Source organism: Actinomadura graeca (assembly GCF_019175365.1).
Lineage (GTDB): Bacteria > Actinomycetota > Actinomycetes > Streptosporangiales > Streptosporangiaceae > Spirillospora > Spirillospora graeca.
In genome coordinates, this window is record NZ_CP059572.1 from 6523271 (window position 1) to 6545548 (window position 22278).

The following is a 22278-nucleotide window of genomic DNA, read 5'->3' on the forward strand; positions in this document are numbered from 1 at the left end:
AGGGGCGACAACGTGCGCAACAGTGGAACGAAACGCTGAGCAATCTGTGCAGCACGCATAGGCTCTGACCGGCGGCTCTGTACAGGATGACCACAACGGGAGGCGCGGTGTCGATCGACGAGCTGGACGGACGGCTGATCGAGTTGTTCGCCGCGGAGCCCCGGGTCGGCGTCTTGGAGGCGTCCCGGCGTCTCAAGGTGGCCCGCGGCACCGTCCAGGCGCGGCTGGACCGGCTGGCCCGCGACGGCGTCACCCGCGGTTTCGGCCCCGACATCGACCCGGCGGCGCTCGGCTACGGCGTGACGGCGTTCGTGACGCTCCAGCTCCAGCAGGCGGGCGGGCACGACCCCGTCGCCACCCGGCTGGCGCAGGTGCCGGAGGTGATCGAGCTGCACACGATCACCGGCCCGGGGGACATGCTCTGCCGCATCGTCGCGCGCAGCAACACCGACCTGCAGCGCGTCATCGACGTGATCGTGGACGTGGCGGGCGTGGAGCGGGCGTCCTCGGTCATCTCCCTGGCCGAGCAGGTCACCTACCGCACCCTCCCCCTGGTGAGAGCAGTGGCCCGCGCCCGCCCCGGCGGATAGAACCGCCGACCCAGCCATGGACCAGACCACCGACCCTGCAAGGAGGAGAAGCAACGAAACCCGCCGTGATCGCGTGCGAAGCCAGATTCAAGCGAAGCGAGAATCTGATCGCGCAGCGAGCCCCCAGGCGAGCCGAAGCGATGCAGCGATCACCGCGGTGCCTGTGGAAGGAAGGCGTCCAACGCCTGACGCCGAAGGCAGCGCTATGAGCCCGCGTAGGGGGTCGCGTCGAGGATCTCCACCGTCATGCTGCGGCCGTTGGGGAGGGTGTAGGTGGCCTTGTCGCCGACCTTCTTGCCGTTGATCGCCGCGCCCAGGGGGGACTTGGGGGAGTAGACGTCGATCGGGGCGCCGCTCTCCTCGCGGGAGGCGAGCAGGAACGTGACCTCCTCGTCGTCTCCCTCGAACGCGACGGTGACGGTCATGCCCGGCCCGACGACGCCCTCGGTGCGGGGCGCCTCCCCGACGCGGGCGTTCTCCAGGATGCCCTGGAGCTGGAGGATGCGGCCCTCGATCTTGCCCTGCTCCTCCTTGGCCGCGTGGTAGCCGCCGTTCTCGCGCAGGTCGCCCTCCTCCCGCGCCGCCTCGATCTTCTGAGCGATCTCGATGCGGCCCGGGCCCGACAGGTGGTCCAGCTCAGCCTTGAGCCGGTCGTACGCCTCCTGGGTCAGCCAGGTGACGTTGTCAGCGCGGGTCTCGGTCACGGGTACTCCTCATCCACATGTTGCGATCCTCGCCCACCCCGACAGGGGAGGGCGCCACATCGACATGAAGTGCGGCCGGGTGAAACCTCTAGCCTATCCGGTGTGTGCGGGTAAAGGTTCCCTGAAGTCGGCGTCTGCAACCGGCCAAACACGCTTCGGCGTTCCGGGCGTCCGTAGCCGGTGCCGGTGGGGTGCTCAGACCTTGCGGCAGTCCTTCACGCGGGCGCCGGTCGCCCGCCTCGGCGTTTGGAGGGTGTCGGCCCTCGTCACGCCGGACGTCCCGGCCGGGACGACGATCTCCTTCTCGGCGAGGACCGCGAAGTTCTCGTCGTAGGCGTCGATCTTGCAGCGGACCTCGTCGCCCTTCGACTTGGCCACCGAGTAGTCGATCTTCACGGTGGTGTCGCCCACCACCTCGTAGGTGATGGTCTGCGGGACGATGCCGGGGGTCTGCCCGGCGTGACCGGCGAGGATGCCGAAGCCGCCCGCCGCCACCGCCGTCACGACGCCGATGACCACGAGCCCGAGCCGGCCGCGCTTCGGCTCGGCGGGCGCCTCTGCTCCGGACACGCTGGTCGTCATGGCGGGAATCTCCGTGCGGGATGCGGACGTTGTCAGGGACAATTCTCGTCTGTCGCGGCGCGTGCCCCGAACCGGGGCCTGCCTCGGCGCTGTCTGTCCAGTTCGCGGAGAGGGAGATCCCCAGGTGTCCGAGGTCATCGACGGTACGACGCTCGAACGGCCGGGCGGGGGCGCGGAGACCCTGCGCCTGATGGCGGTGCACGCCCACCCGGACGACGAGTCGAGCAAGGGCGCGGCCACGATGGCCCGGTACGTCGCGGACGGGGTGGAGGTGCTCGTGGTGACGTGCACCGGCGGCGAGCGCGGCGACATCCTGAACCCGGCCATGGACCGTCCCGAGGTCAAGGCCGACATCGGCAAGGTCCGCGAGGCGGAGATGGCGCGCGCGCGGGAGATCCTCGGCGTCCGGCAGCGCTGGCTCGGCTTCGTCGACTCCGGCTTCCCGGAGGGCGACCCGCCGCCGCCGCTGCCGGAGGGCTGTTTCGCGCTGGAGCCGCTGGAGACCGCGGCGGCGCCGCTGGTGCGGGCCGTCCGCGACTTCCGTCCGCACGTCATGCTGACCTACGACGAGAAGGGCGGCTACCCACACCCCGACCACGTGAAGTGCCACGAGGTGTCGGTGGAGGCGTTCGAGGCCGCGGGCGACCCGGAGCGGTACCCCGACGCGGGCGAGCCCTGGCAGCCGCTGAAGCTCTACTACCACATGACGTTCACCAAGGAGCGGATCCTCGCGCTGCACGCGGCCATGCTGAAGGCGGAGCTGGAGTCGCCCTACGCCGAGTGGCTGGAACGGTTCGACGAGGACGAGGTGCCCCCGCTCTGGGCCGTGACGACCAAGGTGCCCTGCGCCGACCACTTCGAGACCCGCGACAAGGCGCTGCTCGCCCACGCCACCCAGATCGACCCCAACGGCTTCTGGTTCGTCGTCCCGATGGACGTCCAGCGGGAGGCATGGCCGACGGAGGACTACCATTTGGCCAGGTCCCTGGTCGACACCGAACTGCCGGAGGACGATCTGTTCGCCGGCATCCGGGAGAAGGTGTCTTTGTAGTGCTTCCACTCGCCGTTCCGCTCAACGACGACACGGTCAGTCCCGGTCTGCTCGGCTTCGGGGTGTTCCTGGCGCTGGTGGTCGCCACGGTGTTCCTCATCCGCTCGATGAACAAGCAGATGAAGAAGATCCAGGCGCCGCGGGAGGCCGATCTCAAGCAGCAGGAATGGGAGCGCGCCCAGGCGGCCCGGGCAGCCGCCGAGTCCGAGGGCCGGGCGGCCGCCCCGTCCGGCGGCGCGGCGGTGAGGCCCGAACCCGGGCCCGGAGGCGACCGGCCCTCCGGCGGCGCCTGACGCGCCGGTCCCCGGCACGCCCGGGGAGATGATCGCGGGCCCGTCCGGGCGGGTTGGATGAGCGTCCCGCCGGGGAGGACCCTCGACGTGCGCGCGAACTTCGAGGACGCCTACCGGGACCTCCCGCCGGAGGCCGCCCGGCTGCTGCGGCTGCTCGGCATGCTCCCGGGCGAGGACGTCGGGCCCCGGGCGGCGGCGGCGCTCGCGGACCTGCCCCGGGACGAGGCCCGGCGGCTGCTGGGGACGCTCGCCGCGCGCGGGCTCCTGGCCGAGGAGGACGGCGGGCGGTTCACGCTGCCCGGGGCGCTGCGCGACCACGCCCGCGAGCTCGCCGAGCGCGAGGACCCCGAGGAGGTCCGGGAGGCCGCGCTGCGCCGCGTCCTCGACCACTACCTCGCCGGTGAGGGGGCCGTCGGGGCGGAGGGCCTGGCGCTGCTGGAGCGCGAGCGCTGGACGGAGGCCGCCGACGCCCTGGAGGACGGCCTGCGCCGCGCCGAGCGGGAGGGCGACCCCCGCGAGATCCTTGTGGCCCGCCACCACCTCGGCCGGGCGCTGACCGAGACGGGGGCGCTCGACCGGGCGCTGGAGCTGCTCGCCCCCCTGCCGGACGGGTTCGCGGCGCTGCCCGAGCCCGACCGCTACAACCGGGGCAGGTCGCTGATCAGCCTCGGGCAGGCGTACCTGCGGATGCGCCGTCCCGTCACCGCGATCAACTTCTTCGGCCAGGCGCTGGAGATCATGCGGGCGGAGGAGGCCGTCGAGCAGCAGGGCGACGCGTTCGTGCACATCGCCGACGCCGCCCGGCTGCGCGGCGACGCCGCAGCCGAGGGCGCGGCGCTGGACCGGGCGGTGGCGCTGTACGCGTCCGTCCCGAGCCCGAAGGCGGACGCCGCGGCCGGGCGCCGCGCCGCGCTCGCCCCCTGACCTCGCCCCGCCCGCCGATCGCGGGCATGCCCGGTCAGGATGGCCGGGCGCTTGCCCGGTTCCCCACCCGGCACGATGGGGGCATGTCGGCGCGTGATCTGATCGTCCTCGGCTCCGCCAGCGCGGTGCCCACCAAGTCCCGCAACCACAACGGCTACCTGCTGCGCTGGGACGGCCAGGGCCTGCTGTTCGACCCCGGCGAGGGCACGCAGCGGCAGATGTCGCTGGCCGGGGTCTCCGCGAGCGACATCACCTGGATCTGCGTGACGCACTTCCACGGCGACCACTGCCTCGGCGTCCCCGGGATCGTCCAGCGGATCGCCCGCGACGGTGTCGCGCACCCGGTGGACGCCGCGTTCCCCGCGAGCGGCGCGCGGTACTGGGAGCGGCTGCGGCACGCGTCGGTGTTCCACGACACGGGGGTGATCCGCGAGCGGCCGGTGTCCGGCGACCGGGCGGTGCTGGCGGACGGCCCGTTCACGCTGGTCGCCCGCCGCCTGTCCCACCCGGTCGAGGCGTACGGGTACCGGCTGGAGGAGCCGGACGGGGTGACGATGCTCCCGGACGAGCTGGCCGCGCGCGGCGTCCGCGGGCCCCTCGTCCGGCGCCTCCAGCGGGACGGCCGGGTCGCCGTGGACGGCCGGACGGTCACCCTGGACGAGTGCAGCGTCCCTCGCCCGGGGCAGAAGGCCGCGTTCGTCATGGACACCCGCCTGTGCGAGGGCGTGGCGGAACTGGCGGACGGGGTCGACCTGCTCGTCATCGAGTCCACCTTCCTCGGCGAGGACGCCGCCCTCGCCGCCGAGTACGGGCACCTGACCTCGGCGCAGGCGGCGCGGGTCGCGGCGGACGCCGGGGTGCGGCATCTCGTCCTGACCCATTTCTCCGAGCGCTACGGGACCGACGACGAGCATCGCTTCCGCGACGAGGCCGCCGCCGTGTTCGACGGCGAGATCACCCTCGTCCGCGACCTGGACCGCGTCCCGCTGCCGCGGCGGCGGGCGGCGCGTGCGTGACAGCGGGCCGCTTCTGGGCAGGATTCCGGGCATGGCTGAAGATGTCGATGTCGTCGTGATCGGGCTCGGTCCCGGGGGAGAGGACGCCGCGGGCAGGCTCGCCGAGGCCGGGCTCTCGGTGGCCGCCGTGGAGTCGCGTCTGGTCGGCGGCGAATGCCCCTACTACGCGTGCGTCCCGACCAAGATGATGGTGCGCGCCGCGGGGCTGCTCGCCGAGGGCGGCCGCGTCCCGGGCATGGCCGGGAGCGCCACTGTGGGCCCCGACTGGGCACCGGTCGCGAAGCGGATCCGCGTGGAGGCCACCGACGACTGGGACGACACGGCGGCCGCCGACCGCCTTACCGCCAAGGGCGTCACGCTCGTCCGCGGCCGGGGCCGCATCACCGCGCCCCGCGAGGTCACCGTGGACGGCAGGGTGCTGCGGGCCCGCCGCGGCGTCCTGCTCAACACCGGCACCTCGCCGGCCGCCCCGCCGATCGACGGCCTGGACGGCCTTCCCTACTGGACGAACCGCGAGGCCGTCGAGGCCACCGAGGCCCCCGGCTCGCTCCTGGTCCTCGGCGGCGGGGTCGTCGGCGTGGAGATGGCGCAGGTCTTCTCCCGCTTCGGCACCCGCGTCACCGTCGTCGAGGCCGGTGACCGGCTGCTGGCCAACGAGGAACCCGAGTCCGGCGACCTGCTCAGGAGGGTCTTCGAGCGCGAGGGCATCGGCGTCCGCACCGGCGTCAAGGTCACCGGCACGTCCCAGGAGGGCGGTGAGCTCGCCCTCCACCTCGGCGACGAGCGGCTGACCGCCGACCGGCTCCTGGTCGCCACCGGCCGCCGTCCCAACCTCAAGGGCCTCGGCCTGGACGTGGTGGGGCTGGACGAGGGCGCCCGGCAGATCCCGGTGGACGGCGGTATGCGCGCCGCCGACGGGGTCTGGGCGATCGGCGACATCACCGGCAAGGGCGCGTTCACCCACGTCTCGATGTACCAGGCGTCCGTCGCCGTCCGCGACATCCTCGGCGAGGAGGGACCGCCCGCCTCCTACCGCGCCGTCCCCCGGGTGACCTTCACCGACCCGGAGATCGGGTCCGTCGGCCTCACCGAGGCGCAGGCCCGCGACCAGAACCTGCCGGTCCGCACCGGCACCGCCCAGATCCCCGAGTCGGCCCGCGGCTGGATCCACAAGGTGGGCAACGACGGTTTCATCAAGCTCGTCGCGAACCCCGAGTGGGGCACCCTGGTCGGCGCCACCGCCGCGGGCCCGTCCGGCGGCGAGGTCCTCGGCGCCCTGGCCGTCGCCGTCCACACCGAGGCCACCACGGCGGCCCTCCGCGAGATGATCTACGCCTATCCCACCTTCCACCGTGCGATCGAGGCCGCCCTCGCCGATCTGGACGCGTGAGGCCGCGCCCGGATCGGGCAGGATCGGTGGCATGAACCGGCTCAAGGACGCGACCAGCCCCTACCTGCTCCAGCACGCCGGCAACCCGGTGGACTGGTGGGAGTGGGGGGACGAGGCGTTCGCCGAGGCGAGACGGCGGGACGCGCCGGTCCTGCTGTCCGTCGGCTACGCGGCCTGCCACTGGTGCCACGTCATGGCCCACCAGTCCTTCGAGGACGGTGAGACCGCGCGCGTCATGAACGAGCTGTTCGTGAACATCAAGGTGGACCGGGAGGAACGGCCGGACATCGACGCCGTCTACATGGAGGCCACCCAGGCCATGACCGGGCAGGGCGGCTGGCCGATGACGGTGTTCATGACCCCGGAGGGCCATCCGTTCTACTGCGGCACGTACTTCCCGCGGCCCCAGTTCCGGGCGCTGCTCCAGGCCGTCGACAAGGCGTGGAAGGAACAGCGCGACGAGGTGGTGGGGCAGGGGAGGCAGGTCGTCGCGGCGCTCACGTCGCGGGGATCGGCCCTGGCGGGGGACGGGGCGCCCGGTGAGGAGCAGCTCGCGCACGCGGTGCGGGTCCTCGCGGGCTCCTACGACGCGGCGCGCGGCGGGTTCGGCGGCGCGCCGAAGTTCCCGCCGTCGATGGCGCTGGAGTTCCTCCTGCGGCACAACGCGCGGACGGGGGACCCCGAGGCGCTCGCGATGGCCGGGCACACCCTGGAGGCCATGGCCAGGGGCGGGATGTACGACCAGCTCGGCGGGGGCTTCGCCCGCTACTCGGTGGACGCGGAGTGGGTCGTCCCGCATTTCGAGAAGATGCTCTACGACAACGCCCTGCTGGCGCGGGTGTACGCGCACTGGTGGCGGCTGACGGGGACGCCGTTCGCGCGGCGGGTGGCCCTGGAGACGTGCGACTGGATGCTGCGCGACCTCCGGACCGCCGAGGGCGGTCTGGCCTCGGCCTTGGACGCCGACAGCGAGGGCGAGGAGGGCCGCTACTACGTCTGGACCCCGGCGCAGCTACGGGACGTCCTCGGCGAGGAGGACGGCGCGTACGCGGAGGCGCTGTTCGAGGTCACCGGGACGTTCGAGCATGGGACGTCCGTCCTCCAGCTCCTGAGCGACCCGGAGGATCCTGAGCGGTACGAGCGTGTGCGGACGGCCCTGCTGGCGGCGCGCGCGCAGAGGGTCCCGCCTGCGAGAGACGACAAGGTGGTCGCCGCCTGGAACGGGCTGGCCGTGGCGGCGCTGGCCGAGTGCGGCGCCTTGTTCGAACGTCCGGACCTGGTGCGGGCGGCGGAGGAGGTGACGCGGCTCCTCCTCGATGTGCACATACGGGACGGACGTTTGGTGCGGACATCCCGCGATGGGTCCGCTGGGGCGAACGCGGGCGTCCTGGAGGACTACGCCGACGTCGCCGAAGGGCTGCTGGCCCTGCACGCGGTAAGCGGCGACCCTGCGCACGTGAGGCTCGCCGGGGAACTGCTGAACACGGTCCTGGAGCGGTTCGCGGACGGCTCGGGCGGGTTCTACGACACCGCCGACGACGCCGAGCGGCTGTTCCGGCGGCCCCAGGACCCGACCGACAACGCCACGCCGTCGGGGCAGTTCGCGGCGGCCGGGGCGCTGCTGTCGTTCGCGGCGCTGACGGGATCGGACTGGCACCGGGAGTCGGCGGGCGCGGCGCTGGCGCCGGCCGGGCCGCTCGCGGAGAAGCACGCGCGGTTCGCCGGCTGGGGCCTGGCGGTGGCGGAGGCGCACGTGGCGGGACCCGTCGAGATCGCCGTGATCGGGGACCGGGACGACGGGCGCACCCGGGCCCTGCACCGGACCGCGCTCATGGCGGCGGCGCCGGGCGCGGTGGTGAGCGTGGGGCCGCCGGACGCGGCGGGCGTGCCGCTGCTGGAGGGCCGCGGGCTCGTCGACGGCGGCCCCGCGGCGTACGTGTGCCGCGGGTTCACCTGCCGTTTGCCCGTGACGGCGCCCGCGGACCTGATCCGCGAACTTCGCGGGAATTGAACGGCGGGCCCTATTTATGAGAACGTGACCTTGATCTCACCGACCCGAGATGTTACTTAGTAGTAGCGGAGGTGCGGCAGGGCTTCGGGGGCGTGTGGTGCGGGAGTGACCGGCGGACTGCCGGGTACCTGGACGATGGTCGCCCCTCTGAGCCATAGTCGTTGCTGGGTCACAGTGGAGCCCGGGGTTGCCGATGAACGAGGGAGCGTCGCAGTGCGAAAGCCGAACCGCCGGGTCCTGCCGACGATCATCGGTGTCTCCGCGCTGACGACCCTGGCCGTCAACGGCGCCGTCCTCGCGGCGCGCCACGGCGACGGTGACCAGGCCCCCCGCGCCGAGCAGTACGCCCGGTTCGTCGCCGCGTCCGGCACGTCCGACCTCTCGCCGACCGCCGTGGCGCCGCTCGGCAAGCGGCTCACCCCGCACGTCCTCGTGGCCGCGCAGACCACCCTGCCCGAGGACGTCGTGCAGAAGGTCCGCACCACCAAGGGCGTCCAGGGCGTCGAGATCGTGGACGCGGTGCAGGGCATGGTCGCGGGCAAGCGGGTCGGGCTGATGGGCGTCGAGCCGTCCACGTTCCGCAACTACACGCCGAAGCCGACCGCCCAGTCGGACGCCCTGTGGCGCAACGTGGCCGCGGGCGACGTCGCCATCTCCTTCACGATGGGCAGCGACGGCGGCGTGCAGCTCGGCAGCCAGGTCCCGGTGGGCGGGCGGCAGAACCAGACACCGCTGCGCGTCGGCGCGTACGCCACGATGGGCATCGGCGACGTCGACGCGGTCGTCTCGCATGCGACCGCGCAGGCCCTCGGTATGCCGACCTCCAACGCGATGCTGATCAGCGTGCCGAAGAGCGGGCCCGCCGCCTTCATCAAGAAGCTGAGGAAGTCGCTGCCCAAGGGCACCAAGGCGGTCGAGGTCAACCCGGAGATCGACTATCCGAAGTCCGGCGGGAGCGCGCCGACCGCGCGCGGCCAGGTCATGACCGCGGCCCAGGTCCGCACCGTCATCCAGGCCGCCTATTCCCGTCTCGGCTGGCCGTACGTGTGGGGCGGCGAGTCCGAGGCCGAGCACGGCTACGACTGCTCCGGCCTGATGCTGTACGCCTTCGGCCGCGCCGGGATCAAGCTCCCGCGCGTGGCCGCCGACCAGGCGCGCGCGGGCTGGATCATCCCCTACGGCAAGGCCGAGCCGGGCGACATGCTCATCTGGGCCAACGACCCGACGGCGCCCGGCTACATCTCCCACATCGCGCTCTACCTCGGCAACGGCAAGATGCTGGCCGCGCCCAGGACGGGCACCGTCGTCCAGATCCAGAACGTCTACACCCGCAACATGCGGGGCGCCGTCCGCGTCAGCCCCAAGATGGCAGCCCGCCTGGCGGGCTAGCCGGCCGGACGGCCGGGCCGGGACGGCGGGTCACAGCGGGCAGCCGCGGGACAGGAACTCCAGGTTGCGGTCCACCAGCGCGGGCAGCTCCTCGATCGGGGCGCCGTCCAGCCACTCGTACATCGCCGCCTGGAGGACGCCCAGGACCGCCCAGGTGAAGGTCTTCACGTCCGGGTCGTCGGTGGAGCGGCCGACCCGCTCGGCGATGATCTCCTTGAGGACGGCGTGGGTGCCCTCGCGGAGCGACTCGAACGTGCGGGCCCGCAGTGCCGGGACGGTCGCGGTCAGCCGCATCCGCGCGGTGATCGTCTCCAGTTCGTCCTGGTACATCTGCGGGAGGATCTCGCCGAACGTCGCGCGCAGCGCCTCGATCGGGGACAGCTCGGCGGGCTGCTCCCGGAACATCTCCGCCATGATCGGGTCGTACTCGTCGGTGACGACGACGTCCTCCTTGGTCGGGAAGTAGCGGAAGAACGTGCTGGGCGAGATCTCCGCCGCCGCGGCGATCTGCTCGACCGTGGTCTCGTCGTAGCCCCGCTCGCTGAAGAGGCGGAGGGCGTGGTCCTGGATGGCCCGCCGGGTCCTGAGCTTCTTGCGCTCCCGCAGCGGCAGCCGGTCGAGACGGTCGCGGAGCCGGTCGATCGCGTACTCAGGAAGCGGCGTGCTCATGGTCCGATTCTCTGTCATCGGCGCCGGGGCCCGCATCCCGCGCCGCGCGGCGCGGCTGGAAGGCCCACAGCAGCGCCGCCGCGGCCAGCGCGGCGACGGCGCAGGCGCCGAGCACCGCGTCCATTCCCTGGACGTAGGCGTCCCGGGCCGAGGCGAGCAGCGCGCCGTCCCCGAGGCGGTCCGCGACGGCCGCCGCCCCGCCGATCGAGTCGCGGGCCGCGCCGGCCGCGTCGCCGGGGAGCCCGGCGGTGGACACGCCGCCGCGGTAGACGGCCGACAGCAGGCTGCCGAGGCCCGCGACGCCGAGGGCGCCCGCGGTCTGGCGCAGGGTCTGGACGAGGCCGGACCCGCGTCCCGCCTGGTCCTCGGGCAGGGCCGCGATCAGCGCGTCCATGGACGGGATCAGCGTCAGGCCGCAGCCGAGGCCGAGGACGACCAGCCACGCGCAGGTCGTGCCGTAGGAGTCGGAGGCGTCGGTGAGGGCGCCCCAGCCGAGGCCCGCCGCCATCACCAGCAGCCCGGTCACGATGACCGGCTTGTGGCCGGTGCGCGGGGCGACGCGGTCGGTGACGATCCCGCCGGCGAGCAGGCCCAGCAGCATCGGGACCAGCCGCACGCCGGTGCCGAGCACGCCGTTGCCCTGGACGGCCTCCAGGTACTGCGGCAGGACGAACAGCACCCCGGCCATCACCAGGTTCGCGGCGACGGCGGCGACCATCGGCCACACGAACGCCGGGTCGCGGAACAGCCGGACGTCCATCATCGGCTCCGGGGCGCGCCGCTCCCACAGCGTGAACCCGGCCAGCAGCAGCGCCGCGGCGGCGAGCGCGGCGAGCACCACCGGGTCGCCCCAGCCCCGGGCCGGCGCCTCGATGACCCCGTACACGAGCGCGGCGAGCCCGCCCATGGACAGCACCGCCCCCTTGCCGTCCACGCGGGGCGCGGCGGGATCCCTGGTCTCGGGCAGCAGCAGCGCGATGGCGACGCCGCCGGCGGCGACCACCGGGACGTTGATCAGGAAGATCGAGCCCCACCAGAAGTGCTCCAGCAGCCAGCCGCCGAGCAGCGGGCCGAGGGGCAGCCCGAGCGCCATCGAGGCCGACCAGACCGCGACGGCGCGCGTCCGCTCCGCGGGCGGGAACACCGCGGGCAGCATCGACATCGACAGCGGGGTGACGACCGCGGCGCCGAGCCCCATGAACAGGCGGGCGGCGATCACGCCTGCGGCGCCGCCCGCGAACGCGCCGGCGAGCGAGGCCGCGCCGAAGACCGCGAGCCCGGCCAGCAGCAGCCGCTTGCGGCCGAAGCGGTCGCCGAGCAGGCCCGCCGGGAGCAGCAGCGCGGCGAAGACCAGCAGGTAGGAGTCGACGATCCACTGAAGGGCGCTGGTGCCCGCGTCGAGTTCCTCCGAGAGCGTGGTCAGCGCCAGGTTGAGGATCGTCATGTCGAAGCCGAGCGCCAGCATCGCCAGCGCCAGGGCGCCCAGGCCGAGCCAGCGCCGGGCGTACGGGACCTCCATGATAGCGGCCTCCAATTGAAAGTTAGTATTAAATGACAGTAACTTTCAAAAGATGTCCACTGTCAATCGGGGCCGGGGCTGGCGCCGGTCCGGACGGGGTTGTAATTTTGATTACATGACTACGAGTGAAACGGCGGAGCAGCTACGGGGCTGGTTCTCCGGACGGCTCCCCGAGGGCTGGTTCGAGGGACCCCTGGAGGTCGTCGTCGACCGCGAGGAGGTCAGCGTCGTCGGCCGCCTGCCCGAGCCGGAGGCCGGGCCGGACGCCTCGCAGGCCGAGCGGGCCGCCCTCGCGGAAGGGCACATCCAGCGCTTCCGCGAGGACACCCGCGACCAGCGCATCGCCATCGCCCGCGAGGCCGAGCACCGGTTCGGCCACAAGGTCTCCTGGGGCGCCGACTGCGGCGACCGGCGCGAGATGTTCACGACGCTGTCGGTGCCGGTCATGACCCGGCTGCGGCAGCCGGAGCGGCGCGTCCTGGACACCCTCGTGGACGCGGGCGTGGCCCGCAGCCGCAGCGACGCCCTCGCGTGGTGCGTGCGCCTCGTGGGCAAGAACACCGACGAGTGGCTCTCCGAGCTCAGGACGGCCCTGGAGTACGTCGAGCGCGCCCGTGCCGCCGGCCCGCAAGCCTGATATCACCGGAACGGTGGGAGAAGTGTCCCCCTCGGGCCATAATTGAGCGCGATCGCAGCGACCCATCACGGGTGCCGGCCCGTCACATGCCGGCCGCGTCAGGGACTGTCGCTGTGCACCGGCGCTCGAAAGGATGCCTGCATGGGGGTTCGGCGAAGCGGGATGTCGCGCGGCGGGGCGCGCCGGGACGGGATCAGGCGCAACCCCTCGGACGGTGCCGCGCTGGCGTCCGCGATCCGCCGCAGCGGCCCGTACGCGGCGATCCGCGACGCCGTCTACCGGATGTACGAGCGCCGCGTCGAGGCGTCCCTGCCCACCGACATCACCCCCCGGCACGTCGGCGTCATCCTGGACGGCAACCGGCGCTGGGCCAGGTCGATGGGGCTGGCCGACGTCAACACCGGGCACCAGCGCGGCGCCCAGAAGATCTCCGAGCTGCTGCAGTGGAGCACCGAGGCGGGCGTCGAGCACGTCACGCTTTGGCTGCTGTCGACCGACAACCTGGGCCGCCCCGCCGCCGAGCTCGAACCGCTGCTGGAGATCATCGAGAACACCGTCACCCGGCTCGCCGCCGACGGCTGGCACGTCAAGCCCGTCGGCGCCCTCGACCTGCTACCCGATAAGACCGCCCGCGTCCTGAAAGATGCGGGTGAGGCCACATCCGGTGCTCCCGGCCTGATTGTGAACGTCGCGGTTGGGTATGGAGGTAGACGTGAGATCGCTGATGCGGTGCGCTCTCTGCTCGTCGAGCAGGCGAGCCGGGGCACCAGCATCGAGGAACTCGCCGAGGTCCTCGACGTGGAGCACATCGCGGAGCATCTCTACACGCGCGGCCAGCCGGATCCGGACCTGGTCATCCGCACCTCGGGGGAGCAGCGTCTCTCCGGCTTCATGCTCTGGCAGAGCGCCCACTCGGAGTTCTACTTCTGCGAGGTCCACTGGCCGGACTTCCGCAAGGTCGACTTCCTCCGGGCCATGCGCTCGTACGCCGCGCGGCACCGGCGCTACGGTTCCTGACGGTCAAGCCCTGATCACCGCCCCAGGCCCGTCCCCCAGCGGGGGCGCGGGCCGTACGGGGGCGGACTGTCGCGCCACCGGTTGGTTCCCCATAGTCAGGGAGATCGAGTGGCCACAACCTCCCCGCGCCGTCCCGGCTCCGGGATCCCGTCCGGGACGAGCGTCCCGGACCGGCGCACGTACGTCCTCGACACCAGCGTCCTGCTCGCCGACCCGGGGGCGATGACCCGGTTCGCCGAGCACGAGGTCGTACTCCCCATCGTCGTCATCTCCGAGCTCGAGGCCAAGCGCCACCATCCGGAGCTCGGCTACTTCGCCCGCCAGGCCCTGCGCACGCTGGACGACCTGCGGGTGCGGGAGGGACGGCTGGACGAGGCGCTGCCCGTCGGCGACCAGGGCGGCACGCTGCGCGTCGAGCTCAACCACTCCGACCCGAGCGTCCTGCCGGACGGGTTCCGGCTCGGCGACAACGACACCCGGATCCTGTCGGTCGCGGGCTGGCTGGCCCAGGAGGGCCGCGACGTCGTGCTGGTCTCCAAGGACCTGCCGATGCGGGTGAAGGCGTCCGCCGTCGGCCTCGCGGCCGAGGAGTACCGCGCCGAGCTGGCGGTGGTCGAGTCCGGCTGGACCGGGATGCGGGAGCTGGAGGTCCCCGCCGGCCTGGTCGAGGAGCTGTACGAGACGGGCGGCGCGGACGTCGAGGAGGCCCTCGGCCTGCCCTGCCACACCGGGCTGAGGCTGCTGTCCGAGCGCGGCTCGGCCCTCGGGCGGACCCTGCCCGACAAGTCGGTCAAGCTGGTGCGGGGCGACCGCGAGGTGTTCGGCCTGCGCGGCCGGTCGGCGGAGCAGCGGATCGCGCTGGACCTGCTGATGGACGAGGACGTCGGGATCGTCTCCCTCGGCGGGCGCGCCGGGACCGGCAAGTCCGCCCTCGCGCTCTGCGCCGGGCTGGAGGCCGTCATGGAGCGGCACCGGCACCGCAAGGTCGTGGTGTTCCGGCCCCTGTACGCGGTCGGCGGGCAGGAGCTCGGCTACCTGCCGGGCTCGGAGAACGAGAAGATGTCGCCGTGGGCGCAGGCCGTCTACGACACCCTGTCGGCGGTGACCACGCCGGACGTCATCGACGAGGTTTTGGATCGTGGCATGTTGGAGGTCCTGCCGCTCACCCACATCCGCGGCCGCTCGCTGCACGACGCGTTCGTGATCGTCGACGAGGCGCAGTCGCTGGAGCGCGGGGTGCTGCTCACCGTCCTGTCCCGGATCGGGGCGGGCTCGCGGGTCGTGCTCACCCACGACGTGGCGCAGCGCGACAACCTGCGGGTCGGACGGCACGACGGCGTCGCCGCGGTGGTGGAACGTCTCAAGGGCCACCCGCTGTTCGCGCACGTGACACTGACCAGGTCCGAGCGGTCGCCGATCGCCGCCCTGGTGACGGACATGCTCGGCGACGTCGGCGCCTGACCGGCGCCCGCCCGTGAGTCTCGGCGGCCACGTGGAGGAACGGGCCGCCGGGGCTTCTCACGCGCCCTCGGGCACGGCCTCCGCGGCCTTTACGTAATGTAAGAATCCAATTGCGCTGCGTTGATATGTGATGAACGTCACACATGCCGGAAAGAGGGCCGAGAACCCCAGGTCTCCTCGCCGTTTCAGCGCTGTTCGCGCTGAGTTGACAACGCTCCGCGCGGGGGTGAGTTGTCCCATTCTGGTTGCGGAGCAGCCCCCGGACTCGGGCATTGTGTCCCCTCGTAAGCACCCCCAGACCGGCATCCGGCCAGTGCGCGCCCCCGACAACGCGCGCCGCGGACGACGCCGGGCGGGGCCCGTGGCCGTCCGCCTTCCGGACGGCCGGGCCGAGGGTGGAAACAGCTCGTGCGCGCGTCCATGCGCGTGCGACCGTCGGAAGGACCGCCTTGTCCGGAGACCGCCCCGGGTCCCCTAGGCGAGACGATCGACAAAGCTTCGCCCCCCAGGGGTCAGGTGGGCCCTTTGGCGCGCCTTACGGGCCTTTCGCCCCCCATGACGACTTCGCCTCCAACGACGACATCAAGGTCGCCGGCTCCCAGCCCGCGCAGCCCGCCCCCGCGGGCGACACGCTCGGCTTCCAGTCCCTCGGCTCCGTCCCCGCGCCCGAGTCGCCGCGCACGGACGCCTTCGCCGGCGTCCCGGACGAGATCGCGTTCACCCCGCCCGGAGGCGGCCCGGCCGCACCGGCGGCCATGTCCGCGCCGTCCGACGCCCCCAAGGCACGCGCCGGGCGCCGCAACGGCGTCCGGATCGCCGCGGTCCTCGCCGGCGCCGCGGTCGTGGTCGGCGGCGGCGCGGTCGCCGCGCTCGCCCTGACGGGCGGCGACGACGGCGCCGACCAGGCCACCGTCGCCTCCAAGCCGCTGGCCGACGCCGAGGTCCCCCAGGTCGACCCGAAGGTCCTGGAGGAGCAGCGCCGCAAGCAGGCGCTCGACCGTGCCTCCCGCGCCGTCCGCGAGGGCGCCGGGAAGGGCCCGTCCCTCCAGCCCAAGGGCAAGCCGCTCCCGACCAAGAAGCCCGAGGACGACAAGGGCGGCGGCGGCAGCGGGGGCAGCGGCGGCGGCCCGACCGGCGACCCCGTCCCCGCGGGCCAGGCCCAGGCCATCGCCAAGCGCCTCATGCCCGGCTACGGCGCCGCCTTCCGGAAGTCGGGCCAGTTCGGCTGCCTGGTGAACCTGTGGAACAAGGAGAGCCACTGGAACACTCACGCCGCCAACCCGTCCGGCGCCTACGGGATCCCGCAGGCGCTTCCCGGCACCAAGATGTCCAGCGCCGGGCCGGACTGGCAGAACAACGCCACCACCCAGATCAAGTGGGGCCTCGGCTACATCAAGGGCCGCTACGGCAGCCCCTGCGGCGCCTGGAGCCACTCCGAGTCGGTGGGCTGGTACTGACCACGGGCCGTCCGCGCATCACGGGCCGGCCGCGCGTCACGGGTCAGCCCCGTGACGCGTTGGTCATGCCCAGGACGTCCAGGGCCTCGTCGAGCTGCTCGACCGTCAGCCGCCCCTCGTCCACGTGGCCGCGCTCCAGCACGACCTCGCGGATCGTCCTGCGCTCCCGCAGCGCCTGCTTGGCGATCTGCGCCGCCTCCTCGTACCCGAGGTAGCGGTTGAGGGGCGTCACGATCGACGGCGAGGACTCGGCGTACTCGCGCAGCCGGTCCACGTCCGCCTCGATGCCGTCCACGCAGCGGTCGGCGAGCAGCCGCGACACGCTCGCCAGCAGCGCGATCGACTCCAGGACGTTGCGGGCCAGCATCGGCAGCATCACGTTCAGCTCGAAGCTGCCGGACGCGCCGCCGAACGCGACCGCCGCGTCGTTCCCGATCACCTGCGCCGCCACCTGCGCGACCGCCTCGGGGATCACGGGGTTGACCTTCCCCGGCATGATCGACGAGCCGGGCTGCAGGTCGGGCAGCCGGATCTCGGCGAGCCCGGCGCGCGGCCCCGATCCCATCCAGCGCAGATCGTTGGCGATCTTGGTGAGGCCGACCGCGATCGTGCGGAGCGCGCCGCTGGCCTCCACCAGTCCGTCCCGCGCGCCCTGCGCCTCGAAGTGGTCGCGCGCCTCGGTCAGCGGGAGGCCGGTGACGCGGGCGATCTCGGCGATGACGCGGCCGCCGAACCCCTCCGGCGTGTTGATCCCGGTGCCGACCGCCGTGCCGCCGAGCGGCAGCTCCGCCAGCCGGGGCAGGACGGCCTCCAGCCGCTCCACGCCGTAGCGGACCTGCGCGGCGTACCCGCCGAACTCCTGCCCCAGCGTCACGGGCGTCGCGTCCATCAGGTGGGTGCGCCCGGACTTCACCACCGTCGCGAACTCGGCCGCCTTGCGCCCCAGCGCCGCCTCCAGATGCCTCAGCGCGGGCACGAGGTCGTTCAGGACGGCCCCGGTGGCCGCGACATGGATCGAGGACGGGAACACGTCGTTGGACGACTGAGAGGCGTTCACGTCGTCGTTGGGGTGCACCGGGCGGCCGAGCCGCTCCTGTGCCAGCGTCGCGACGACCTCGTTGGCGTTCATGTTGGACGACGTGCCCGAGCCCGTCTGGAAGACGTCGACGGGGAACTGGTCGTCCCACTTCCCGGCGGCGACCTCCAGCGCCGCCTCCCTGATCGCGGCGGCGACGTCGCCGTCCAGGACGCCGAGCTCGGCGTTGACCGCCGCGGCGGCGGCCTTGATGTGGCCGAGCGCGGCGATGTGCGCGGGCTCCAGCGTCCGGCCCGAGATCGGGAAGTTCTCCACCGCGCGCTGGGTCTGCGCCCGCCACCTGGCCGCCGCGGGCACCTGGACCTCGCCCATTGAGTCGCGCTCGACCCGGAACCCCTGCCCTGTCGACTCCTGATCGGTCATGCGAGAAGCCACCTCCGACTACGAATCTAACGCCGTCATCGGTGGCAGCTCCGCGGACGTCCCGCCCATTCCCGGCGGCGTCCGCTCCCGGGCGGGTCAGCCCCCGCCGGTCCTGTTCAGGTTGTAGCTCTTGCGCTGTCCGGGGTTGCCGAGGGGCTGCTGCCGTCCGTTCACCCAGACGTCGCAGGCGGACGCGTCGTAGATGACGGCGTTGAGCAGCGACTGGTCGTACTTGCGGACCTCGCCGATCGTGAGCGTCGCGTCGGTGAGCACCGTGATCACGTCCCCGGGCATCGCGACGAAGATCCGGCACCCGGAGGTGCGGGCGCGCACCGCCAGCGTGCTGGCCGTGACACCGGGCGGCGGGGTGCCGCGCACGGGCGGGTCGACGGTGCCCGACGTCGACGCGGACGGGGAGGCGCCCGGCTTCTCCCGCATCATCCCGACGATGAGGGCGGTGGCGCCGATACCGCAGGACGCGACGGTGGCGCCGATCAGCGCGATCACGACCATCATCCGGTAGCGGGGCGTCGGGGAGCGGCGGCCGCGGCCGGACCGGGGCCCGGCCAGCACGCGCTCCAGCCGGTCGGCCGCGCGGGCGTGGCTCAGGCGCCGCGTGGGGTTCTTCTCCAGCAGCCCGGTGATGATCGGCGCGAGCGCGCCCGCGTTCTGCGGGGGCGGCGTGGACTCGGTCGCCAGCGCGCTGAGCGTCGCCATCACGTTCTCGCGCTCGAACGGCGGACGGCCCTCCAGCGCCGCGTACAGGGTCGCGCCGAGCGACCACAGGTCCGACCGGGGGGTCGCCTTCTCCCCGGCGGCGACCTCGGGGGCCACGTACGCGGGCGACCCCATGAAGTGGCCCGTCTTGGTGAGGCTGGCCGAGCCCGAGGAGAACGCCAGCCCGAAGTCGGTGAGGACGACCCGGTCGCCGTCCAGCAGCACGTTGCTCGGCTTGAGGTCGCGGTGCACGATCCCGGCCTTGTGCGCGGTGCCGAGGGCGTCCAGCAGCGAGCGGCCGATGTGCGCGACGCGGTCGGGCGGCAGCGGCCCGGACCGCACGATGAGCTGTTCGAGGTTGGGCGCCTCGATCATCTCCATGACGATCCAGGGCCGGCCCTGCTCGATGACGACGTCGTACACCTCGACGATGTTGTGCGTGCGCAGCTGGGCGGGAGCGCGCGCCTCGCGGAGGGTGCGGCGGTAGAAGACGACCCGGTCGTCCTCGGACAGCTCGTGGGGGAGCCGCAGCTCCTTGATCGCGACGGGCCGGTCAAGGAGTTCGTCGTGCCCTCTCCATACGGTGCCGTTCGCACCCTGACCAAGCTCCGAGACCAGCCGGTAGCGCGTCGCGAGCACGAAGCGCTCTGACTGAGACATGGCGGAAAAGATACCGGAGTGGCCAGCCGGTCAGCGGTGAGACCTCGCTACCGAGTTGGATTTTAGACCAATAAATGTGATCTACCGGGTGTTATCCCCTTCTGCCAATCCTCAGAACGGGCCCCGCGGTGTCGGCGAAGAAGTCCCCGCCCTTGTCGTCGACCACGATGAACGCGGGGAAGTCCTCCACTTCGATCTTCCAGACCGCCTCCATGCCGAGCTCCGCGTACTCCAGGACCTCGACCTTCTTGATGCAGTCCTGCGCGAGCCGGGCCGCGGGGCCGCCGATCGAACCGAGGTAGAAGCCGCCGTGCGCGGCGCAGGCGTCGGTGACCTGCTGGGACCGGTTGCCCTTGGCCAGCATGACCAGCGAGCCGCCCGCGGCCTGGAACTGCTCGACGTAGGAGTCCATCCGCCCGGCGGTGGTCGGGCCGAACGACCCGGAGGCGTATCCCTCCGGCGTCTTGGCGGGCCCCGCGTAGTACACGGCGTGATCGCGCAGGTACCGCGGCATCGCCTCGCCCGCGTCCAGCCGCTCCTTGATCTTGGCGTGCGCGATGTCGCGGGCCACGACCAGCGGGCCGGTCAGCGACAGCCGCGTCTTCACCGGGTACTTGGTCAGCTCCGCCCGGATCTCGGCCATTGGCCGGTTCAGGTCGATGTGCACGACCGCGTCGTCCAGCTCCTCGCCGGTCGTCTCCGGCAGGTACTGCGCCGGGTCGGACTCCAGCCGCTCCAGGAACACGCCCTCCGCCGTGATCTTGGCGAGGGCCTGCCGGTCGGCGCTGCACGACACCGCGATGGCCACCGGGCAGGACGCGCCGTGCCGCGGCAGCCGGATCACGCGCACGTCGTGGCAGAAGTACTTGCCGCCGAACTGCGCGCCGATCCCGAGCCGCTGCGTCAGCTCGAACACCTGGAGCTCCAGGTCCAGGTCGCGGAATCCGTGCCCGAGCGGCGAGCCCTCGGCCGGCAGCGCGTCCAGGTAGTGCGCCGACGCGTACTTGGCGGTCTTCAGGGCGTACTCGGCGGACGTGCCGCCCACCACGATCGCCAGGTGGTACGGCGGGCACGCCGCGGTCCCCAGCGAGCGGATCTTCTCCTCCAGGAACGCCATCATCCGCGTCGGGTTCAGGACGGCCTTGGTCTCCTGGTAGAGGAACGACTTGTTCGCGCTGCCGCCGCCCTTGGCCATGAACAGGAACTTGTACGCCTCGCCGGGCGCCGCGTACAGCTCGATCTGCGCGGGCAGGTTGCTGCCGGTGTTCTTCTCGTCCCACATCGTCACCGGCGCCATCTGCGAGTAGCGCAGGTTCAGCTTCGTGTACGCGTCGTACACGCCGCGGGAGATGTGCTCCTCGTCGCGCCCGTCGGTGAGGACGTGCTGGCCCCGCTTGCCCATCACGATCGCCGTGCCGGTGTCCTGGCACATGGGCAGGACGCCGCCGGACGCGATGCCCGCGTTCTTCAGCAGGTCCAGCGCCACGAACCGGTCGTTCGGGGAGGCGTCCGGGTCGTCCAGGATCCGGCGCAGCTGCGCGAGGTGCGCCGGCCGCAGCAGGTGCGAGATGTCGCGCATCGCGGTCTCGGTGAGCAGCCGCAGCGCCTCCGGCTCGACCTGGAGGAACGTCCGCCCGCCGGCCTCGAACGTCGACACGCCCTCGGACGTCAGGAGCCGGTACTCGGTCTCGTCCGGGCCGAGGGGCAGCAGGTCGGTGTAGGAGAATTCAGGCATCTCAGGCAGGTCCTCGCGCGATTCCGATGGGGGCCGCCTCACAGGGTACGACCCGGGCGCGCAGCCCGACGACGACCCCCGCCGCCACGAGCGCCGCCCCCGCCAGGTCGGCCGGTCCCGGGCGGTCGAGGCCGAGCGCGACGGTCGTGAGCACCGCGCTGACCGGGATGACGCCCGCGAACAGGCCCGCGCGGTCGGGGCCGAGGCGCCCGAGCGAGTCGTACCAGAGCAGGAACGCGACCGTCGTGACGATCACCGAGAGGTAGGCCAGGCCCGCCGCCTCGGCCGCCGTGGGCGCCCGCAGGACCGCGGACCCGTCGGTGACCAGCCCGGCCGCCAGCAGCATCGGCGCCGCCAGGCCCGCCGAGTACGCCGACACCCGCAGCGGCCCGAGCCGGGGCAGCAGCGGCACGGCCAGCAGCGAGAAGCACACCTCGCCGCCGAGCGCGCCGAGCGACAGCAGCAGCCCCCGCACGCTGCCCCCGCCAAGCCCGTTGGCCAGTGCCGCACCGGACGCCACCACGCACGCCGCCAGCACCACCGCGGGCGCCGGACGGCGGCGCTCCAGCAGCGGCCCGACCAGCGCCAGCACGATCGGGACCGTCGCGATCACCGTGCCGATCGTGGCCGGGCCCGTGTCCCGGGTCGCCGCCACGATGCACACGTTGAACGCGACCAGCCCCGTCGCCGCCAGGGCCGCGAGCAGCGCCCACTCGCGCGCCGTGGGCCACCGCCCGGGGCCGGCGGACAGGCGCGTGACGAGCAGCAGGATCAGCGCGGCCGCCGCGTACCGGACGGCCTGCCCGCCGAACACCGGGTAGCGGGAGATCGTCGCCGACACGGCGGTCAGCGAGCCGACGAGGCACATGGCGGTCCCGGCGCCGGCCATGCCGCGCGCGCTGGAGTTCGAGGTCATGACATGGCACGTTAAAGGGTGTTTGGACCCTGAGACAGGGCCAATGCCGTCCCGCCGATCTGGACCAAAACGACGGACCGT

At 72.8% G+C, this 22278-nt stretch carries 20 protein-coding genes; 12 read left to right on the plus strand and 8 right to left on the minus strand.

Features of this window, described 5'->3' with window-relative positions:
- Window positions 1-86 precede the first annotated feature (86 nt).
- A complete protein-coding gene (locus tag AGRA3207_RS28875; protein WP_231330202.1) occupies window positions 87-590 on the plus strand; it encodes an Lrp/AsnC family transcriptional regulator in 504 nt (167 codons plus the stop codon).
- 203 nt (window positions 591-793) lie between these two features.
- Here the strand turns inward: AGRA3207_RS28875 and greA are convergent, their stop codons facing one another.
- A complete protein-coding gene (gene greA / locus AGRA3207_RS28880) occupies window positions 794-1294 on the minus strand; it encodes a transcription elongation factor GreA (RefSeq protein WP_231330203.1) in 501 nt (166 codons plus the stop codon).
- Window positions 1295-1489: 195 nt separating this feature from the next.
- Window positions 1490-1876 carry a DUF4307 domain-containing protein gene (locus tag AGRA3207_RS28885; protein WP_231330205.1) on the minus strand — a complete coding sequence of 129 codons (387 nt, stop codon included), beginning with the start codon at window positions 1874-1876 and terminating at the stop codon, window positions 1490-1492.
- Between the two features lie 190 nt (window positions 1877-2066).
- On the opposite strand from AGRA3207_RS28885, the gene mca reads away from it, so the two are divergent.
- From mca to AGRA3207_RS28920, 7 genes are all read left to right on the plus strand, one after another.
- Complete coding sequence (gene mca, locus AGRA3207_RS28890) at window positions 2067-2927, plus strand: mycothiol conjugate amidase Mca (RefSeq protein WP_231336423.1); 861 nt, start codon at window positions 2067-2069, stop codon at window positions 2925-2927.
- Window positions 2927-3220: a hypothetical protein gene (locus AGRA3207_RS28895; RefSeq protein ID WP_231330207.1), complete on the plus strand. Its 294-nt coding sequence runs from the start codon at window positions 2927-2929 to the stop codon at window positions 3218-3220. Before mca ends, AGRA3207_RS28895 begins: the two co-directional genes overlap by 1 nt.
- Window positions 3221-3277: 57 nt before the next feature.
- Complete coding sequence (locus AGRA3207_RS28900) at window positions 3278-4144, plus strand: tetratricopeptide repeat protein (RefSeq protein ID WP_231336536.1); 867 nt, start codon at window positions 3278-3280, stop codon at window positions 4142-4144.
- Window positions 4145-4227: 83 nt separating this feature from the next.
- Window positions 4228-5160 (plus strand): ribonuclease Z, encoded by a 933-nt coding sequence (locus tag AGRA3207_RS28905; RefSeq protein ID WP_231330209.1) that lies wholly within the window; start codon window positions 4228-4230, stop codon window positions 5158-5160.
- A 31-nt stretch (window positions 5161-5191) separates the two neighbouring features.
- The gene (locus tag AGRA3207_RS28910; RefSeq protein ID WP_231330211.1) at window positions 5192-6550 is read left to right on the plus strand and encodes a dihydrolipoyl dehydrogenase family protein; all 1359 of its coding nucleotides are present in this window, start codon (window positions 5192-5194) and stop codon (window positions 6548-6550) included.
- 31 nt (window positions 6551-6581) lie between these two features.
- Entirely contained in the window at window positions 6582-8561 is a 1980-nt protein-coding gene (locus AGRA3207_RS28915) for a thioredoxin domain-containing protein (RefSeq protein WP_231330213.1), read from the plus strand.
- Between the two features lie 213 nt (window positions 8562-8774).
- A complete protein-coding gene (locus AGRA3207_RS28920; RefSeq protein ID WP_231330214.1) occupies window positions 8775-9950 on the plus strand; it encodes a C40 family peptidase in 1176 nt (391 codons plus the stop codon).
- A 30-nt stretch (window positions 9951-9980) separates the two neighbouring features.
- On the opposite strand, the gene AGRA3207_RS28925 is transcribed toward AGRA3207_RS28920, so the two are convergent.
- Both AGRA3207_RS28925 and AGRA3207_RS28930 read right to left on the minus strand, forming a co-directional pair.
- On the minus strand, window positions 9981-10619 hold the full coding sequence (locus tag AGRA3207_RS28925) for an acyl-CoA-like ligand-binding transcription factor (RefSeq protein WP_231330215.1): 639 nt from the start codon (window positions 10617-10619) through the stop codon (window positions 9981-9983).
- Window positions 10600-12138, minus strand: coding sequence for an MFS transporter (locus AGRA3207_RS28930; protein ID WP_231330216.1), 1539 nt, complete (start codon window positions 12136-12138; stop codon window positions 10600-10602). The genes AGRA3207_RS28925 and AGRA3207_RS28930 overlap by 20 nt, the downstream gene beginning before the upstream one ends.
- Window positions 12139-12253: 115 nt before the next feature.
- On the opposite strand from AGRA3207_RS28930, the gene AGRA3207_RS28935 reads away from it, so the two are divergent.
- From AGRA3207_RS28935 to AGRA3207_RS28950, 4 genes are all read left to right on the plus strand, one after another.
- The gene (locus tag AGRA3207_RS28935) at window positions 12254-12775 is read left to right on the plus strand and encodes a hypothetical protein (protein ID WP_273699956.1); all 522 of its coding nucleotides are present in this window, start codon (window positions 12254-12256) and stop codon (window positions 12773-12775) included.
- A gap of 282 nt (window positions 12776-13057) precedes the next feature.
- Window positions 13058-13792 carry an isoprenyl transferase gene (locus tag AGRA3207_RS28940; RefSeq protein WP_231336424.1) on the plus strand — a complete coding sequence of 245 codons (735 nt, stop codon included), beginning with the start codon at window positions 13058-13060 and terminating at the stop codon, window positions 13790-13792.
- 144 nt (window positions 13793-13936) lie between these two features.
- On the plus strand, window positions 13937-15253 hold the full coding sequence (locus tag AGRA3207_RS28945; RefSeq protein ID WP_231336425.1) for a PhoH family protein: 1317 nt from the start codon (window positions 13937-13939) through the stop codon (window positions 15251-15253).
- A gap of 449 nt (window positions 15254-15702) precedes the next feature.
- Window positions 15703-16710: an aggregation-promoting factor C-terminal-like domain-containing protein gene (locus tag AGRA3207_RS28950; protein WP_231330217.1), complete on the plus strand. Its 1008-nt coding sequence runs from the start codon at window positions 15703-15705 to the stop codon at window positions 16708-16710.
- Between the two features lie 43 nt (window positions 16711-16753).
- Here AGRA3207_RS28950 and AGRA3207_RS28955 read toward each other — a convergent pair whose 3' ends face one another.
- From AGRA3207_RS28955 to AGRA3207_RS28970, 4 genes are all read right to left on the minus strand, one after another.
- Window positions 16754-18169 carry a class II fumarate hydratase gene (locus tag AGRA3207_RS28955; protein ID WP_231330218.1) on the minus strand — a complete coding sequence of 472 codons (1416 nt, stop codon included), beginning with the start codon at window positions 18167-18169 and terminating at the stop codon, window positions 16754-16756.
- 96 nt (window positions 18170-18265) lie between these two features.
- Window positions 18266-19546 (minus strand): serine/threonine-protein kinase, encoded by a 1281-nt coding sequence (locus AGRA3207_RS28960; protein WP_231330219.1) that lies wholly within the window; start codon window positions 19544-19546, stop codon window positions 18266-18268.
- Between the two features lie 91 nt (window positions 19547-19637).
- Window positions 19638-21281, minus strand: coding sequence for a fumarate hydratase (locus AGRA3207_RS28965; RefSeq protein WP_231330220.1), 1644 nt, complete (start codon window positions 21279-21281; stop codon window positions 19638-19640).
- Between the two features lies 1 nt (window position 21282).
- The gene (locus tag AGRA3207_RS28970; protein ID WP_231330221.1) at window positions 21283-22197 is read right to left on the minus strand and encodes a DMT family transporter; all 915 of its coding nucleotides are present in this window, start codon (window positions 22195-22197) and stop codon (window positions 21283-21285) included.
- Between the last annotated feature and the right edge of the window lie 81 nt (window positions 22198-22278).

Excerpts from the sequence above, each read along its gene's own strand:
- AGRA3207_RS28875 (WP_231330202.1), top strand. The coding sequence starts at position 87 with ATGACCACAACGGGAGGCGCGGTGTCGATCGACGAGCTGGACGGACGG.
- AGRA3207_RS28885 (WP_231330205.1), bottom strand. The coding sequence starts at position 1,876 with ATGACGACCAGCGTGTCCGGAGCAGAGGCGCCCGCCGAGCCGAAGCGC.
- mca (WP_231336423.1), top strand. The coding sequence starts at position 2,067 with ATGGCGGTGCACGCCCACCCGGACGACGAGTCGAGCAAGGGCGCGGCC.
- AGRA3207_RS28900 (WP_231336536.1), top strand. The coding sequence starts at position 3,278 with ATGAGCGTCCCGCCGGGGAGGACCCTCGACGTGCGCGCGAACTTCGAG.
- AGRA3207_RS28905 (WP_231330209.1), top strand. The coding sequence starts at position 4,228 with ATGTCGGCGCGTGATCTGATCGTCCTCGGCTCCGCCAGCGCGGTGCCC.
- AGRA3207_RS28910 (WP_231330211.1), top strand. The coding sequence starts at position 5,192 with ATGGCTGAAGATGTCGATGTCGTCGTGATCGGGCTCGGTCCCGGGGGA.
- AGRA3207_RS28915 (WP_231330213.1), top strand. The coding sequence starts at position 6,582 with ATGAACCGGCTCAAGGACGCGACCAGCCCCTACCTGCTCCAGCACGCC.
- AGRA3207_RS28925 (WP_231330215.1), bottom strand. The coding sequence starts at position 10,619 with ATGAGCACGCCGCTTCCTGAGTACGCGATCGACCGGCTCCGCGACCGT.
- AGRA3207_RS28930 (WP_231330216.1), bottom strand. The coding sequence starts at position 12,138 with ATGGAGGTCCCGTACGCCCGGCGCTGGCTCGGCCTGGGCGCCCTGGCG.
- AGRA3207_RS28935 (WP_273699956.1), top strand. The coding sequence starts at position 12,254 with ATGACTACGAGTGAAACGGCGGAGCAGCTACGGGGCTGGTTCTCCGGA.
- AGRA3207_RS28940 (WP_231336424.1), top strand. The coding sequence starts at position 13,058 with ATGTACGAGCGCCGCGTCGAGGCGTCCCTGCCCACCGACATCACCCCC.
- AGRA3207_RS28955 (WP_231330218.1), bottom strand. The coding sequence starts at position 18,169 with ATGACCGATCAGGAGTCGACAGGGCAGGGGTTCCGGGTCGAGCGCGAC.
- AGRA3207_RS28960 (WP_231330219.1), bottom strand. The coding sequence starts at position 19,546 with ATGTCTCAGTCAGAGCGCTTCGTGCTCGCGACGCGCTACCGGCTGGTC.
- AGRA3207_RS28965 (WP_231330220.1), bottom strand. The coding sequence starts at position 21,281 with ATGCCTGAATTCTCCTACACCGACCTGCTGCCCCTCGGCCCGGACGAG.
- AGRA3207_RS28970 (WP_231330221.1), bottom strand. The coding sequence starts at position 22,197 with ATGACCTCGAACTCCAGCGCGCGCGGCATGGCCGGCGCCGGGACCGCC.